The organism is Chitinophaga sp. CF118, assembly GCF_900112615.1.
In the GTDB taxonomy this organism is placed as follows: Bacteria; Bacteroidota; Bacteroidia; order Chitinophagales; family Chitinophagaceae; genus Chitinophaga.
In genome coordinates this window covers 73,663-93,304 of the sequence record NZ_FOMK01000001.1, presented here as the reverse complement: position 1 = coordinate 93,304, position 19,642 = coordinate 73,663, and the positions used below count along the sequence as shown (strand labels likewise).

The window sequence follows — 19,642 nt, the reverse complement described above, 5'->3', positions numbered from 1 at the left end:
TTTCCCGTGAAAAGCAAATCAAGAAATATTTATATTTATTACACAATGCCCATTCTGTTTAAACTATGTAGCTACAAATGTTTCATTATATTTTACAGGAAATAGATACTAGCAGTGCGAATTATTTTTTAATACAAAGTTCACATCAATTCTATAAATGCATTTTTTTTAGTTATTGCAATTGTATATTTTTGAAAGGTCTAAGAGAACTAGTAAAGAATCTTATTTATAAACCGAGTTTAAATGCCACTTTAAACGTATCTAAATCTCAGATTTTAATATGAATGCCCTCATTAATCATTAGTATTCGTAGTAAGTATACCTGAACCGATTTGTAAACACTGTTTAAGAGCCACTTTAAACGTATCTAAATCCTGGATTTATTATGAATGCCCTCATTAATCATTAATATTCGTAAACAGGTATACCTGAACGGGGTGAATACCTTTGAATAAACTGAACAAATAAGGCGGATATTGTTTCGTAGCAATGCTGTATCAATAGATCATTGGTGCATATGTATAAGACATGTCTGTTCCCGAATGCCTGATGCGTATACGCATGCAGAATAGTAATCATTTTCCCTCATTGATTGATCATGAAAAGAGAAGATCCAGTTATTAATGCCCGTAATGGCGAGAAATTATCTATTGCCCAACTTAAAGTAAAGTTAACACCATACCAGAAAATATTCTATAATGAATGGTTGTTGAATCCATCTCGTAGCGATTACAACATGGTGTTGGATCAATATATGTCAGGCGACCTTGATCTGGAGCGGTTGAATAAAAGCTTAATAAGATTTGTGAATGATTACCTGCTTATCAGCAGTAATATTTGTTATGTACTGGACAATTTATATTGGATAAAGCGACCGGAATTATCTGATAAAGTCACACTCATAGATTATCATCCCAATGATTTGCCGGAACAGGAAATTCTTCAGCTGGCATTACAGCCGTTTGATCTGGAACATGATCTCTTAATTAGATTTCACGTTATCAAAGTGAGCGATGGTCGCTATCGCTTATTGTACCTGATTCCACATATCCTGGTGGATGGATTAAGTTATGATACCATCCTTACAGAATGCAGCCGCTTTTATAATGACAGCAAATACCGCGCTGCCTTTGCTCCTGAGCAACAAATAAAACTCCATCAGCAATTGTCTGTGACCTTGCATGACTTGCTGGTACAGCATAAACCATCCATGCATGCCTTCTGGGAAAAACATATGGATGGTGTTTCCGGTGTTGATCTTTCCTTTCTGAAACATACAGGAAATTTACAAACAGTTATCACACAAAATCCGGTTAGCGAATATCATTTCAGTGTGAGCGAAAGTGATCTGGCAAGGGTCCGTAAACTTACCCGTATGTATAAGATCACTCCTTATATATACGGACAACTGGTGTTTGCTATTTTGCTGCATAAAATAACAGGGCAGGAAATAATTGGTATTAACTATCCTGTGGCTATTCTGGAAGGAAAGGAACTGATCTACGGTGCGCATGTAAATACTGTTATCATTGATTACAGATTTAATAGAGAAACAACAATTGATGAACTGATCAGCCAAACGCTGGCCTATTTTGCAGAACAAAAAGCCAGCAAAGCCAAGTACCTGCCAGTGGCGGAGATCGTGGGATATGCAGCCAATACAGGTATGCTGGAATTGGGATTTATACAAACCAATCTGCGTAACCTGATTGTTAATTATGAGGGTATAGAAAAGGTAGAAATCAGAGATGAATTACATATTGACTTACCGGATAAACTTGTATTTGAACAGGAGCTGCGGGATAGTCAGCTGAACTATAGGGTGAGGTATAATAATAAAGAACTCGACGGACAACTGGTGGCTAACTTCATTGATACCTACAGGAAGTTATTCAGTGAGATGTTAGAGGAAGATCGCCCTGCAAAGGTAGCTGCCTATCAGCTACTGAGTGATACCCAGTATGCGGAGATTATTCACAAATGGAATAATACCGGGAAAGATTATCCTTCAGATAAAACTATTCAGGAATTGTTTGAAGCACAGGTAGAGAAAACACCTGAGCATATCGCTGTTGTTTTTGAAGAACAACGACTCACTTATCGTGAGCTGAACAACCGCGCTAATCAACTTGCTGCTTATCTGAAAGAAACATATGATATACATCCGGATGAACTAGTGGCTCTTTGCCTGGACAGATCTGCTCATATGCTGATTGGCATATTGGCAGTATTGAAAACAGGAGGTGCGTATGTTCCAATGGATCCTGGATATCCGGATGATAGAATTAGCTATGTTGTCTCTCATACAAAAGCAAAGGTTGTTTTAACGAATGAAGAACATACCGGGAGATTGAAAAATCTCCTCTCTGATGTTGCTATTGAGGCGATTGATGGTAATCATTTTCATCTGAAAACTACTGTTAATCCTGTTGTTACTTCTACGGCTAATAACCTGGCATATGTTATCTATACCAGTGGTACAACGGGCCAACCAAAAGGAGTGATGATAGAGCACAGGGGAGTAGCGAATCTGGTAAGTGACCTGCATACCCAATACAGATTCAGTAAGGATGAAGTGCTGTTACTGTTTGCCAACTATGTATTTGATGCATCTGTTGAACAAATATTACTCGCGCTGCTGAATGGACATACCTTACTGGTAATAAGAAATCACAGCTGGGGAGATGAGGCGGCATTTATTAAAACGCTTGTAGAAAATAAGGTGACTTATGTTGAGATGACACCGTCCTTTTTACAGCAATTACCTATTGCGTCTGTTCATACACTGCGAACTGTAAATTCAGGTGGAGAACATTTAAGTACAGAGCTGCTCCATAAGCTGATTAAAGGTGGTTACTTCCTGGTTAACTCATATGGGCCTACGGAAACGACTGTTACTTCTATTGTCAATTTAGATGGTAATACCAATAACATTGGCCGTCCTATTGCGAATACTACTACTTACGTATTGAATAACTACCTGCAACCTGTTCCGGTGGGTGCGGTTGGAGAATTATATATTGGTGGTGCTGGTGTTGCGCGTGGATACCTGAATATGGAAGAACTGACAAAGGAACGCTTCATAGCAGATCCTTTTAGCACTGGCAATAACCGGCTTTATAAAACAGGCGACCTGGTTAGGTATTTACCGGATGGCAACCTGGAATACATCGGTCGTAACGATTTTCAGGTGAAGATAAGAGGCTACCGGATAGAGTTAGGTGAGATAGAATCCAGACTTTCTTCTTATCCCGGTATTAAACAAGCTGTGGTACTGGCAAGGGAGCAACGGAAAGGTGCTCCGCAATACCTGGTGGGCTATTATGTATCGGCATCTCCGTTTAACCAGGTGGCTTTGTCAGATTACCTTGGCAGCATGCTGCCGGAATATATGGTGCCTTCCGTATTCGTACATCTTACTGCGTTACCATTGACGGTAAACGGAAAGCTGGACAGGAAAGCATTACCTAATCCGCAGATTACAGATGGTAGCAATTATCAGGCACCGGAAAATGAGATCCAGACACAATTATGTGGGATCTATGCGGAAGTATTAGGACTGGATGCTGCAAAGATCAGTATCACGGATGATTTCTTCAGACTGGGCGGAGATAGTATTGCCAGTATACAGGTAGTGAGCAGAATCCGTCAACGTTTGTCCGCGCAGGTTAGTGTAAAAGATATTTTTACATACAAGACGGTTGCATTACTGTATACACACGTTATTGCGAAAGCGGGTTTGTCCGCCGTAGAAATTCATACAGAGCAGGGATTGTTAAAAGGTGAGCTGGGATTATTACCTATCCAGCAATGGTTCTTTGATAGTGTGGATAAGGGTTTATTCCCTGCTTACAATCACTGGAACCAGGCATTTATGCTGAAGGTGCCAGTGTTGGATAAAACGTTACTTGAACAAAGTATAAAGTTATTAGTACAACATCATGATGTACTTCGTATAAGTTATAAAGGGAAAACTCAGCAGTATAGGGAAGAGCTGCCGGTTATACAAATCAATACGGCAGATGTTCGTCAGTTATCAGCATCTGACTTGTCTGCCTTGCTTACGGAGTGGCAAAGTGATTTTAATCTTTCCCAGGGTAGATTATTCAAAGTGGGCTACCTGGAAGGTTATGCAGATGGCAGTGCAAGGATATGGTTTGCATTACATCACCTGGTAGTAGATGGTGTAAGCTGGCGTATCATCAGTGATGATCTGCAGAGAATTTATGAATCTGGCGCTCCGGCTGATGTGAAAAACATATTAGGGAGGAAAGGTACGAGCTACCGGCAATGGGTGAAAGTGATGACCGGGTATAAAAAAGATGATCTCATTCAGAGAAAGGTAGAAACCGATTACTGGCAACAGATTATTGCCGGTGTGAGGGAAAATAATGCAGTACTGGAAAGGCTGGCAACTGAGACAGTTAGCCAAACGACGATAGTGTTAGATAGCCTGCATACAAATCTGTTGCTGCGCGAAAGTAATAAGGTGTACCAGACTGGGATCAACGATATTCTGCTCAGCGTTCTGGGAATGGCTCTCCGCGGCTTTACAGGAATGAAAAAGCATTATGTATTATTGGAAGGGCATGGCAGGGAAACCTTATCTGCAGATATAGATATCAATAGTACAATAGGGTGGTTCACAACGATGTTCCCTGTTTTATTGTCGACCGACCCGGAGGATTTTGCTACAAATATAATATCAGCAAAAGAAACACTGAGGAATGTGCCGCAAAATGGTATTGGTTATGGTGCGCTTGTAGGATATACTACACAGGAATTACCACGTATCAGTTTTAATTATCTCGGGCAGTTTGATGCACAAGAGGGCAAAGGATGGTCTATCACCAGTGAGAATAGTGGTCTGGCAGTATCTCCTCTCAACCGGAACTATCACATCATTGATATAAACGGTGGGATAGTAGATGATCAGCTGAAATTTGAAATAACAGGTGCCCTGCCGGAGGAAATATTAATAAAGTTTGCAGCTGTTTACCAGGAAAAGTTAGCCGCTGTAATCACTGGTTTAAGCAAGTCTGTACGTAGTTATCTCACTCCTTCCGATATAAATTATGTTATAGCGGATACTTATCTGGATCAGCTACAGGCAACGCGGGAAATAGAAGGAGTTTATCTGGCCAATAGTTTACAGGAAGGATTTATCTATCACGCTTTAAGTCAGGGCGATGTAGATGATGCTTACCGGGTACAGCTGGCATGGGATTATCATAATAGTCTTGATCTGGCAAAACTCCGTCAGGCTTGGGGATATGCGCAGCGGAAGTATAGTGCACTTCGTTTGAGGTTTGGCTGGGAGCATGAATTGGTGCAGGTGATTGACAGATCAGCAGTGCTTGACTGGCGTTATATAGATGCCGGCAAGGAGGAACAGGAAACATTCTTCCATAAAATATTAGCAGAAGACCGTTCCGAATCTTACGATTTATCTGCGGGCAATCTGTTAAGAGTTTACCTGATCAGGTGGAATGATAAAAGCTATAGCTGCATTTTCAGCAGCCATCATGCTATTCTCGATGGCTGGAGTACACCTATTCTGTTAAGCTATATTCATGAAGTATATCTGCAATTGCTTAGAGGAATACCGGTTAATGAGGAGAACGATCATAGTTACGAAACAGCGCAACAATATCTGCAAAGTCATCGCGAGGATAATCAGTCGTACTGGATGTCTTATGTGGCACAACTGGAAGACAAAGAAGATTTGCGCAGTTTGCTGAAAGAAGATCAGCAGCATATTATCTTATCAGACTACAGGCATATCAGACATGCAGAAGAACAAACACTCATTATAAAAGAAGAACGTTATGCGCAATTGAAAACTTTTTGCGCTGAAAACGGGCTGACTTTAAACACCGTATTACAATATTGCTGGCATAAACAGTTAAGTATATATGGCAACACAGATACAACTGTAGTGGGGATGACTGTGTCCGGTCGTCATCTACCAATAGATACGATTGAACAATCTGTGGGATTATACATCAATACCCTGCCGGTGATCCTGGAACATAAGCCGGGCAATATTGTAGAGAACATCCGGCTATTACAGGAACAGATCAACGAAGTGAATAACCGGAGTGATATTAACCTGGCAAAGTTGCAGCAAAATGGAGAACGTTTATTCAATACATTGTTTGTGTATGAAAACTACCCTATGCCCGCAAACATTGATACCGATGAACTGGTACTGGCATTTAAGGAATCAGTTGAAAAGCTGGATTATCCTTTAGGTGTTACAGCCAGTGAAAGGGATGGTGAAATTGTATTTACGTTACAATATGCAGGAGAGTTATTTGATAGTGAACGGATCTATCAGGTATTAGAAGGTGTTACGACTTTACTGGATCAACTGGTAGCAGATCCTGCATTGGATTCAACACAACTGCGTTATCTGAATGAAGCGCAATATAAAAAGATCATTCACGAATGGAATAATACAGCAAAACCATATCCGGCAGAGAAAACACTGCAACAGCTGTTTGAAGCACAGGTGGAAAAAACACCGGATCATACAGCCGTTGTGTATGAGGGAGTGAAACTAACATATCGTGAACTGAATGAACGGGCGAATCAACTGGCTGCTTATCTGATAACTAACTACGATATTCAGCCGGATGATCTGATTGCACTTCATCTGCAACGCTCTGAGTTCCTGGTAATTTCGATATTAGCTGTGTTGAAGTCCGGTGCTGCTTACGTGCCGATGGACCCTGCTTATCCACAGGAGAGAGTGAATTATATATTGTCGGATACAAAAGCGAAAGTTGTAATTGATAATACATTCAAAGCAGACCTTAGTACTTATTCAACTATTAATCCTGTTACAGCTACTGGTTCAAACCATCTCGCTTATGTAATTTATACAAGTGGAACAACCGGTCAGCCAAAAGGAGTAATGGTAGCGCATAGTGGAGTGGTGAATCTTGTTACTGATCTGCATGTAAAATATGGCTTCAGTAAGAATGAAGTCATCCTGCAATTTGCGAATTATGTATTTGATGCTTCTGTGGAGCAAACTTTACTGCCATTGCTCAATGGGCATACACTGCTTGTAATCAGTGATCATAGCTGGGGAGATGAAGCCGCGTTTATAAAAACACTGACAGATAATAAGGTTACCTACGTAGAAATGACACCTTCATTTTTGCAACAGTTACCAATAGGATCTGTGCATACTTTACGAAGTGTGAATTCTGGTGGTGAGCATTTAAATGCGGACCTGCAGAACAGGCTGAGTAAAGACAATTATACCCTGATCAATTCGTACGGACCTACGGAAACAACGGTTACTTCTATCGTTAACCTGGGTAGTAATCATGCGGGTATTGGCCGGCCAATAGCTAATACAACAGCATATGTGCTGAATAAATATCTGCAGCCCGTGCCAATAGGTGCAATAGGTGAATTGTATATTGGTGGTGCTGGTGTAACCCGTGGTTATCTGAACATGCCGGAATTAACCAGTCAGCGGTTTATTGCTACTGCTTATGGCCGGCTTTATAAAACGGGCGACCTGGTACGTTACTTACCAGATGGAAATCTCTCTTATGTAGGAAGAAATGATTTCCAGGTAAAAATCCGGGGACACCGTATTGAACTTGAAGAGATTGAAAACCGTTTGGCAGCCTATCCGGAAATCAGGCAGGCAGTAGTGCTGGCAAAGGATAATAAATACCTGGTGGGATATTATGTAGCTGAAACTGCTTTAGATCAGCGTACGCTGTTAGCATATCTGCATGACCAGTTACCGGAATATATGGTGCCTGCTGTATTGATACATTTGACACAGCTGCCATTAACATTAAATGGAAAGCTGGATAGAAAAGCATTACCTGATCCTGCATTTACCGGAAGTGATAATTATCAGGCACCGGAAAATGAAACCGAAGCACAGTTATGCCGGATTTATGCGGACGTATTAGGAATGGATATCGCGAAGGTTGGTATTGATGATGACTTTTTCAGATTAGGCGGAGATAGTATTGTGAGCATCCAGGTGGTTAGCAGAATACGCCAGCGTTTGGGCATACAGGTAAGTGTAAAGGATATTTTTACCTATAAAACAATTGCATCTTTATATAAACATGTTATAGCAAAAGCTGGTGATCATGTAATTGCTTTAAAGTCGGAGCAGGGATTATTAAAAGGAACACTGGGATTATTACCTATCCAGGAATGGTTTTTCCATTATGCAGATAATGGTTTATTCCCTGCTTATCATCACTGGAACCAGTCCTTCATGGTGCGGGTACCCGTGCTGGATATGGAGATTCTGGAAAGGAGCATCGCTTTGCTGATTCAGCAGCATGATGCATTCAGGATAAGTTATAACGGACATACACAGTTTTACAATGAAGAGATTCCTCCGGTTCAGCTTGAATATTTATCTGTAAACGGGGAGGCAGATCAGGAGCAACTAACAGCATGGCAAAGTAATTTTGACTTGTCTGCGGGTGCTTTATTCCGTATCGCTTACCTGGATGGTTATGCAGATGGTAGCGCAAGAATTTGGTTTGCATTGCATCATTTAATAGTGGATGCAGTCAGCTGGCGTATTATTACAGAAGATCTGCATCGTATTTATGATCATTTGCTTGCCGGAAAAGAATATCTGGCAGCTAAAAAAGGAACCAGTTACAGGCAATGGGTAGATGCCTTGTCCGCTTATAAAAAGGACCATGCAAAAGAAACGGCTTACTGGAAACAGATCATTGCAGGTGTAAGCGCTGGCAATGCAGTGTTGCAAACGAAAGCTATAAATACTGTTAGCGAAGTTAATATTCGTCTTGATGCTGCGCATACTGCATTGCTGTTAAGGAATAACAACAGTGTTTATCATACCCGCATCAATGATCTTTTACTCAGTGCACTGGCATTTGCTTTACGTGGTTTAACAGGCAAACATATCCACCATATTCTTTTGGAAGGTCATGGCCGGGAAACATTATCTCCCGATCTTGATATTACCAATACAGTTGGATGGTTTACTTCTATGTTCCCTGTAGTGCTTTCAACAAATGCAACTGATATAGGGCAGCATATTGTATCCATAAAGGAAACATTGCGGCAGATACCACAGAATGGTATTGGCTATGGTGCATTGATAGGTTATGTAAACCAGGAATTGCCAGCAATAGGATTTAATTACCTGGGACAGTTCGATAAAGAAGAAGGTGCGGAATGGTCTATTACAGATGAAAAAAGTGGAGCACAAATTTCATCTCTCAACCAGGAATCTCTTCTGATTGATATCAACGGAGTGGTGATTGGCGGAGAACTCCGTTTTGCCATTACAGGTAGTCTGCCTGCGCAGATATTGGAAGATCTGGCAAATGATTACCGGCAGCAACTGGAAAAGATTGCGACTTACCTGGATAACCAGCGCAGGACTTATTTAACAGTGAGTGATATAGATCATGTGATTTCTGTACGTTGTCTGGATAAATTACAGCAGCAAAAAGAAATTGAGGGTGTATATCTTGCCAACAGCCTGCATGAAGGATTTATTTATCATGCGTTAAAACAGGGTGATATAGATGATGCTTACCGTGTGCAGCATACGTGGGATTATCATAATGTTTTAGACGCTGGTAAATTAGAACAGGCATGGAGAATTGCACAGGCTAAATACCCATCTTTAAGATTACGTTTTAACTGGGATGAAGAGCTGGTACAGGTAATTGATAAGACAGGTGCTTTTGAATGGCGTTATGCGGAAACAGACTTGTTGAACGAACTGCTGGTAGAAGATCAGTTAAAAGGATATGATCTTGCAGCAGGTAACCTGTTCAGAGTATATCTTATTAAAAAGAGTGAAAAACATTATACCTGCATTTTCAGTAGTCATCACGTGATTCTTGATGGCTGGAGTATGCCGGTACTACTCGGTTATATCCATGAAGTGTATCTGAAACTGCTGAAAAATGAGCAGGTAGATATCGTTGCGGATCATAGTTATGGTATTGCTCAACAGTATCTGCAGGAACATCGTTCAGATAATCAGTCTTACTGGGAAACCTATGTAAACCGGTTGGAGAATCGGGAAGACCTGAGTAGTTTATTGAAAGATGAACAGCAACATATTGTACTGTCGGACTATCGGTTAATTAAGGAACATACAGAACAGGTATTAACGATAACGGGTGATCAATATAAACAACTGAAAGCATTCAGTGTGGCAAACAGTCTTACCCTGAATGCAATTGTACAGTATGTATGGCATAAACAACTCAGCGTTTATGGCGCTACAGATACAACCGTATTGGGGCTTACTGTATCCGGTCGTAATCTGCCGGTTAATGATATAGAACAATCTGTTGGATTGTATATTAATACGTTGCCGGTCATCATGGAACATAAGGCCGCTCCGGTGATAGAAGAAATTAGGGAATTGCAGGGGCATGTGAATGAGGTGAATAATCGTAGTGATGTGAACCTGGCTAAATTACAAACAGGTGGAGAACGTTTGTTTAACACATTGTTTGCTTATGAGAATTATCCCATGCCAAAGGACCTTGAAGGAGAACTGGCATTGGAATTTAAGGATACGATTGAAAAGCTGGATTATCCGTTAAGCGTTACTGCTTATGAGCAGCATGAAACAATAAGTTTCAGGGTGCAGTATGCAGAGGAATTGTTCAGCACAGAAAGGATCCATGAAGTATTGGAGGGCGTATCGGTTTTATTGGATCAGTTGCTCAGCCGTCCGCAGATTCACACAAATGAACTGCGTTACCTGAGTAAAGCGCAGTACGAAGCAATTGTACACCAGCGTAATAATACTGATTGTCTTTACCCTGAAGATCAGACAATTCAGCAGTTATTTGAAGCACAGGCTGCACGCCTGCCCGATCATGCTGCTGTTGTTTATGAGGGACAGACACTGACTTATAAGGCATTAAATGAACGCGCCAATCAGTTGGCAGCTTACCTGAAAGAAACATATGATATCCAGCCGGACGATCTGGTGGGCATTTGCATGAACCGGTCGGAATATATGCTGATCTCTATCCTGGCGGTACTTAAATCAGGTGGTGCTTATGTGCCGGTAGATGCGGGTTACCCTGATGACAGGATCAGTTACATACTTTCTGATACGAATGCAAAAGTGGTATTGAGTAATGAACAGCATACAGAAAGGTTACAACAGCTTACATCTGCTGATATTGTAAACCTGGATGATATGGTATTACAATTAACCATAGAGATCTCTTATCCGAAAATAGATCCTGAACCGTTAGTTGAAATGTACGATCTGGCATATGTTATATATACCAGTGGTACTACCGGAAAACCTAAAGGTGTAATGGTAGAGCACCGTAATGTGGTGAATTATTTATTCAACCTGAACGATGTTATCCCGGAAGATATTAATAACATTGATTTCTCAAGCAACCTCGCTTTTGACTTGTCAGTTACCACAACGTTGTTCCCGCTTTGTTTTGGACGAACGATCTATGTATATGGAAGGGATGTAGTGAATGTCAGAGAATATGAGCAACACCTTATTGATAATAAGATTGAACTGGTAAAATCCACCCCGGGTTATTTATCATTGATCAATGATCCTGCACTTACTATAAGGCTGGCTATTGTGGGTGGAGAGAAACTGCTCAGTAGTCATATCAGCAGTATATTAAATTACGCAAAACGGATTATTGATGAATACGGACCTACGGAAACAACAGTGGGTGCGTCTTACTTTGTGATTGATAAGACAGTTCAACATTTCTCCATTGGAAAGGCTTATCATAATTACAGGCTATATGTGCTGGACCATCAACTGCGTCCTGTTCCGGCAGGTGCCAGAGGTGAACTGTATATTGGTGGTAGCGGTGTGACCAGAGGTTATCTGCATCTCCCCGAATTAACAGGGGAGCGGTTTATCAATGATCCTTTTTCAGATGATGGCAGATTGTATAAAACTGGTGATGAGGTTAGATATCTCGCAGATGGTAATCTGGAATATATTGGCAGGAATGACTTCCAGGTGAAGATTCAAGGGCATCGTATTGAGTTAGGGGAGATTGAAACAAAACTGTCAGCTTACCCTGAAATTAGTCATGCAGTGGTATTAGCAAAGGAAGTTAGTCAGGGTGTGAAGAACCTGGTAGGATATTATGTGTCTGTTATTATGCTGGATCATGATAGTCTTACAGCATATTTAAATAGTGTATTACCTGCTTATATGGTGCCTGCTATGCTGGTACATTTAACGCAGTTACCGTTAACTGTAAATGGGAAAGTAGATCGTAAGGCGTTACTGTCTGCTACACTTGAAAATATAGATGCTTACGTTGCTCCTGAGAATGAAACGCAGGTACAGTTGTGTGCACTTTATGCAGATGTATTGGAGCTGGATGCAGATAAGATCAGTATTGATGATGACTTTTTCCGCTTAGGAGGGAATAGTATTCTTGCAATTAAGTTAGTCAGCAAGCTGAATAAACTATTAAATACTGATGTTAGTGTAGCTACTCTTTTCAGTGAGACAACTATCCGGAAATTATCTTCACAGCTGGTGACTACCAATGAAGTGAAAATGATTGTACCTGCCATTCAGCATAAGGAAGAACAGTTATTGTCCTTTGCACAGGAGAGGGTATGGTTTATTGAAGCCTATGAAGGTGGTAGCAATGCTTATAATATACCATTGGTTTTAAAGCTGCATGCATCAACAGATCTGGAAAGATTTATTTCCGGTTTGAAAACTGTTGTACTGCGGCATGAGGTATTGAGAAGTGTGATCCGGATGAATAAGGAAGGAGTAGGTTATCAGTTGGTTCTGAATGATGAACTACCAGTAGAAATGCTGGACGTTAAAGCATTGGATGAAGAAATTTATCAATCAGTGCATCATGTGTTTCAACTGGATAAGGAATATCCTATTCAGGTAAAAGTGTATCGCTGGCAGGAAACGAATTATGTTAGTATCGTGTTACATCATATTGCATTTGATGGCTGGTCGACTGATATTCTGATTCGTGAACTGCTGCATAATTATTATAACGCGCAACCGCTTCCTGCCTTAGATCTTCAATATAAAGACTTTGCCCTCTGGCAGAGAAATTACCTGACAGGAGCTGTATTGGAGAAACAATTAAGTTATTGGAAAGCTAAGTTGTCCGGTTATGAAACGCTGAATCTTTTAACGGATAAATTAAGACCTGCCCGGTTGAGTTATGATGGCGCAGATCTGAATTTTAGTATTGATGCCGTAACCAGCAACGCTTTAAGAGCGAAAGCAAAAGAGCTGGAAGTAAGTTTATATAGCTTGTTACTGGGAGGATATTACCTGTTGCTGGGCAGTTACAGTAATCAGCAGGATATTGTATTAGGTGCTCCAATTGCCAACCGTCATCACAGGCAGATAGAAGATGTGATCGGGTTCTTTGTAAATACACTTGCATTAAGGCAGGAAATCAACCCTGAACAATCAATTCCGGCATTTATTAAACAGGTAGGAGATGCTGTGAAAGAAGCACAGCAGTACCAGGATCTGCCTTTTGAGAAACTGGTGAGTGAACTTGAAATTCCGCAGGATAGTTCCCGTCATCCTATTTTCCAGGTATTGTTTGGTATGGAGCAGTTTGGCGGAGAACAAAGAGCAGCAGTGAATGAATTACTGGAACCTTATACTGGTGCAGAGAACCATGTAGCTGCTAAATTTGATATTACAACAATGTTGGATGATAGTGGTGTGGAAATTACCGGCTCATTTAACTATGCTACTAATTTATTTGAGTCAGCTACTATTGAAGGTTATATCACTACTTATAAAAGGATTCTAACCCAGCTCACACAGCAAAGTAATGCACGGATCAAGGATCTGCGTTATGCCGATGAGATACAGTATGCAGATATTACTTACCCTGCTGATAATACCATCCAGTCTTTATTTGAAACGCAGGCAGCTAAAACACCTGATCGCATTGCAACAGTATTTGCTGGATCTGCATTGACTTATAAAGAATTGAATGAACGTGCTAATCAGCTGGCTGCTTATCTGAAAGAGAAGTACAACATCCAGCCAGATGATATGATAGGACTCAGCCTGGAACGTTCTTCCTTTATGGTTGTGGCTATTTTAGGTGTATTGAAAGCAGGTGCTGCTTATGTGCCTATTGATCCTGGTTATCCATCAGAAAGAGTTAATTACATTTTATCGGATATCAATGCGAAAGTAGTTATTACAGCTGCTGTAGAAAATGAGATAGATAATTATTCGATTGCTAATCCTGTTACGACAACTACTTCTCAAAACCTGGCGTATGTTATTTACACAAGTGGTACTACTGGTCAGCCGAAAGGTGTAATGCAGGAACATGGGAATGTGGTTCGTTTGTTTAATGCTACAAATGAGTGGTATGGATTTAATGAACAGGATGTGTGGACTTTATTCCATTCTTATGTATTTGATTTCAGTGTATGGGAACTATGGGGTGCGTTATTATATGGTGGTAAGCTGGTAATTCCTACCCGTGAACAAACGCGTGATCTTGAACAATTCTATGATCTATGTGATACAGAAGGCGTAACAGTATTGAATCAAACGCCTAATGCATTCTATCAGTTCAGTGATATCGCGATCAGCAGAGCGGGGTCTTTGAGCAGTTTACGTTATATCATCTTTGGAGGAGAAGCGCTGAACCTGTCGCAGTTAAAACCCTGGTACAGCCGTTATGCCGATACTGCACCTCAGTTGATTAACATGTACGGTATTACGGAAACTACAGTGCATGTAACTTATAAAGAGATCAGATCTTCAGAACTTGACAGAGGCTCATTAATAGGTATTACAATTCCGGATCAGCATGCTTATGTATTAAACAGCTATTTGCATCCGGTGCCAACAGGCGCGATAGGAGAGTTGTATGTAGGAGGCGCTGGTTTATCCCGCGGTTATCTGAATAAAGAGTCGTTAACAGCAGAGCGATTTATCAGTACATCGTATGGAAGATTATATAAGACGGGTGACTTAGTACGGTATTTGTCTGATGGCAGTTTGGAGTATATTGGTCGTAACGACTTCCAGGTAAAGATCCGTGGATATCGTATAGAGTTGGGCGAGATAGAATCGAAACTGTCAGCTTACGAAGGTATCCGTCAATCGGTGGTGATTGCAATAGAGGGACAGAGCAAATACCTGGCGGGTTATTATGTATCGGATGTAACGTTAGATCATGACAGCATCTTGAAACACCTGCATAATCATTTGCCAGAGTATATGGTGCCAGCAGTATTGGTTCATATCACACATCTTCCATTAACGATAAACGGGAAGTTAGACAGGAAAGCATTGCCAGATCCTGAGTTTACGGACAGTCATAATTACCATGCACCAGAGAACGAAACACAGGAACAATTGTGTGTCATTTATGGAGAAGTATTAGGATTAGATGCAGATAAAATAAGCATCGATGATGACTTCTTTAGATTGGGAGGTAATAGTATCTCTGCTATCAGACTGATAAGTAAGGTGAACAATGCAATGGGTACACAGATGAATGTATCCGGCATCTTTATTTATCCGAGTATAAGGAAATTATCTGCACAGTTATATAATGCCACAACTCTAAAGATTACAGCTCCTGTTGTAATGCATCCGGAAGAACAGTTGTTATCCTTTGCACAGGAACGTTTATGGTTTGTGGAAGCATATGAAGGTGGAAGTAATGTGTATAATGTTCCCGTTGTATTTAAGCTTCTGCATACAACAAACCTGGAACGGATGTTATCTGCACTGAGGGCCATTGTACACCGGCATGAAGTGTTGCGAAGCCTTATTAAAACAGGAAGTGAAGGAGAGGGTTACCAGTTGGTGATGGATGATAAAGTGATGCCGTTACCAGTAGAACAACTTCATATAACTTCGCAGGAAGAGTTGTCGGCAGCTATTGCAGTATCTGTTAATCACGTGTTCCGGTTGGACAGGGAATTCCCTATCCGTGTAACAGTATATACTTTTAATGAGGAGCATTATATAAGTGTAGTGCTGCATCATATTGCGTTTGATGGCTGGTCCACAGATCTGCTTATCCGCGAATTGCTGCACAATTATAATACAACGGAATTACTGCCGGCTTTAAATATTCAATACAGGGATTTTGCGCTATGGCAACGTAATTATTTAACAGGTACCATATTAGAAAAGCAGTTAAGTTACTGGAGAGATAAATTGTCTGGTTACGAAACACTGAACCTGTTAACCGATAAGGTAAGACCTGCACAGTTAAATTATGAAGGTGCTGATATTGATTTTACAATAGATGAGGTAACAAGTAATTTACTTAGGGGAGTAGCCAGGGAACAAGAAGTAAGTATGTACACTTTACTGTTAAGTGGTTATTACCTGTTATTAGGCACTTACAGTAACCAGCGGGATATTGTTGTTGGTAGTCCAATAGCTAACCGTCATTACAGGGAGTTGGAAGATGTGATCGGATTTTTTGTCAATACAATGGTATTGAGAGAGCAACTGGATCCTGAGCAGGAGTTGGGTGCTTTCATCAAACAGGTAGGGAATGCTGTCAGGGAAGCACAGTTGTACCAGGATTTGCCATTTGAGAAACTGGTAGGAGAATTGGGAGTAGCACCGGATAGTTCCCGTCATCCTATTTTCCAGGTGTTGTTTGGCCTTGAACAATTTGGAGGAGTTGAAAAAGAAGCGGTGGCTGAATTACTGGAAATGTATGAAGGCGCGGATGCCTTCAATGTAGCCAAGCTGGATTTATCTATGGCTTTGGATGACAGTGGCAAAGAAATTATTGGTACGCTTAACTATGCAACAGGTCTGTTTACAGCCGCCACAATTGAAGGATATATTGCTACTTACAAAGAGATCCTGTTACAGTTATCTCAACTGAATCAGCGGCAGCGGATCAAAGATCTTCACTACCTGGGTAATGCACAGTTTAAACAGATTGTGCATGAATGGAATAATACAGCGAAAGATTATCCATCGCATCATACTATCCATTCACTGTTTGAAGAACAGGTAGTACGGATGCCGGATCAGGTAGCGATCGTGTATAACGACAAACAGCTGACTTACCGTGAACTGAATGAACGTGCAAACCAGTTGGCAGCTTACCTGAAGGCAACTTATGATATACATCCTGATGATCTGATTGCACTCTGTCTTGAAAGGTCTGAATATATGCTGATAGCTATGCTGGCAGTATTGAAATCGGGAGCAGCCTATGTGCCTATGGATCCGGGATATCCTCAGGAGAGAATAGATTATATCGTATCAGATACCAGGGCAAAGGTGGTAATTACAGATGAATACCGCCCCGATGTTAGTGCTTATCCTGTTACTAATCCGGTTCATAGCACAGAGGTACATAACCTTGCTTATGTGATCTATACCAGTGGTACAACGGGAATGCCTAAAGGTGTTATGGTAGAACATGGTGGTGTGGTAAATCTTGCCTTTATCCAGGGTGCCGCATTCGGATTATCTGCAGGATATAAACATTGTTTATGGTACTCGAATTATGTATTTGATGCGCATGCTTCAGAATTATATACTGCTCTGCTTAATGGACATCGTTTATATCTGGCAGATGACAGGTTGAGGAAAGATCTCTTTTTATTAAAAACTTATATAGAAGATCATGCTATCCAGATAGCGACTATTCCGCCTGCTTTACTGGATAAAGAAGAATTACTGCCATTAGAAACGTTAGTCGTAGCCGGCGATGTAACGAACCCTCAGTTAATGGAGTTATATAAAGCGCGAGGTGTAGATGTTATTAATGCTTACGGACCTACGGAAACTACGGTATGCGCTACACTCCATCATTATACAACAGGAAGCAGTAACAGGAATATAGGTGGTCCTATTGCCAATACAACTGCCTATATATTAAATAACTATCAGCAGCCGGTTCCGGTGGGAGCTGTAGGTGAATTATATGTTGGAGGAGCAGGCGTAGCCAGAGGTTATCTGCATCTTCCTGCATTAACAAACGAACGGTTTATAAATAATCCTTTCCAGACTTCTACAGAAAAGAAGGATGATCTTAATAACAGACTGTATAAGACGGGTGATCTGGTGCGTTACTTACAGGATGGTTCCATTGAATATATTGGTAGAAATGATTTCCAGGTAAAGATCCGTGGTTACCGTATAGAGTTAGGAGAGATTGAAAACAGACTGGCTGATTATCCTGGTATCAGGCAGGCGGTTGTGCTGGCCAGGGAACAAAGTACTGATGGTAGTAAATACCTGGTAGGATATTATGTATCAGCTACCTCTCTGGATTCTACCGTTTTATTGACTCACCTGGCAGAACATTTGCCGGAGTATATGATACCCGTATCGCTTATCTGGCTTGATCATCTGCCTATGACGGTAAATGGTAAGCTGGATAGAAATGCATTACCTGATCCAACGTTTACAGATAGCAATCGTTATCATGCTCCGGAGAACGAAATCCAGCAGCAATTGTGCGCGCTTTATGCAGATGTATTAGAACTGGAGGAAGATAAGATCAGTATTGATGATGACTTCTTTGCGCTGGGAGGTGATAGTATTCTGGCCATCCGTTTAGTAAGCCGCTTAAATAAATTACTGGATGCTCATGTCAGTGTTGCGGATATCTTTAGCTACAATACTATCAGACAATTATCGGTACAACTTGCGAGTGGTACCAGTGAAGAAATTAAGATTGTTGCCCCGGTTATTCATCATGCAGAGGAACAGGTATTGTCTTTTGCACAGGAACGTTTGTGGTTTATTGAAACTTATGAGGGTGGTAGTAATGCTTATAATATACCGTTAGTATTTAAGTTGCGTAATGCAACTGATACTGAAAAAGTATTGTCTGGTTTGCAAGCTATTGTACGGAGACATGAGATATTACGCAGCCTTATTAAGATGAGCAGTGAAGGAGGTGGATATCAGATAGTGATGAATGATGCTTTGCCGGTGGAAAGAATATTGGTTACTACTGAAGATGCATTAGCAACAATGATCAATCAGTCGGTGAATCATGTATTCCGGTTGGATGAAGAATATCCGGTGCAGGTGAAAGTGTACCAGTTAGAGGAGATCCGTTATATCAGCATTGTATTACATCATATTGCATTTGATGGTTGGTCGACTGATATTCTGATTCGTGAACTATTACATAACTATAGTAGCGCTGAACCACTGCCTGCTTTAGAAATTCAATACAAAGACTTTGCGCTTTGGCAGAGAAGTTATCTCACAGGCGCTGTATTGGAAAAACAATTAGCTTATTGGAAAGCGAAATTATCTGGTTATGAAACGCTGAACTTACCGGTAGATAAGCTAAGACCAGCTCAGTTAAGTTATGCGGGTGCAGATATTGATTTTCATATTGATGCTGCTACCAGTGCCGCCTTAAAAACAATGGCGAAAGATCTGGAAGTGAGTATGTACAGTTTACTGCTGAGTGGTTATTATCTGCTGTTAAGCAGTTATAGTAATCAGCAGGATATTGTAATCGGTAGTCCACTTGCAAATCGTCATTATAAAGAAATCGAAGATGTGATCGGGTTCTTTGTGAATACACTGGCGCTACGTGAAGAGTTGAATCCTGAACAGGCAGTTACAGCCTTCATTAAACAAGTGGGTAGTGCAGTAAAA

Annotated in this window: 1 protein-coding gene (cut by a window edge); it reads left to right on the top strand. The window is 40.8% G+C overall.

What is annotated here, in order from left to right:
• Positions 1 to 598 precede the first annotated feature (598 nt).
• A protein-coding gene (locus BM176_RS00195) for a non-ribosomal peptide synthetase (RefSeq protein WP_090098353.1) crosses the window boundary here: on the top strand, positions 599 to 19,642 show its start. 19,536 nt of this gene lie beyond the right edge of the window; only the first 19,044 of its 38,580 coding nucleotides appear in the window; it begins with the start codon at positions 599 to 601; its stop codon lies beyond the right edge, outside the window.